The 306-nt window shown below is 46.1% G+C and carries 1 rRNA gene; it reads right to left on the bottom strand.

Annotated elements, in window-relative coordinates:
• Nucleotides 1–106: ribosomal RNA gene (gene rrf, locus CBX96_RS21460) — 5S ribosomal RNA — on the bottom strand; the annotation flags it as partial.
• Nucleotides 107–306: the final 200 nt, after the last annotated feature.

The following is a 306-nucleotide window of genomic DNA, read 5'->3' as shown; positions in this document are numbered from 1 at the left end:
GACCTACTCTCACATGGGGAGACCCCACACTACCATCGGCGCGATTGCGTTTCACTTCTGAGTTCGGGATGGGATCAGGTGGGACCACAATGCTATTGTCACCAAGCAAATTTGCTATTTACTTACCCGTCTTATCTCATGCAGGCAGTAAATGTAATTCGGAAAGCTGGATTGAGTGCCACTTCTTAAGTGTTTGTATTCGTCTAAGTACTACTGAGTAAAACCCATCTGGGTTGTATGGTTAAGCCTCTCGAGTCATTAGTATCAGTTAGCTCAACGCCTCACAACGCTTACACACCTGACCTA

The sequence above is a fragment of the Shewanella sp. BC20 genome, from assembly GCF_003129585.1.
GTDB classification, from domain to species: domain Bacteria; phylum Pseudomonadota; class Gammaproteobacteria; order Enterobacterales; family Shewanellaceae; genus Shewanella; species Shewanella seohaensis.
Note: the sequence above shows the minus strand (reverse complement) of the source record. Positions and strands in the feature narration are given on the sequence as shown.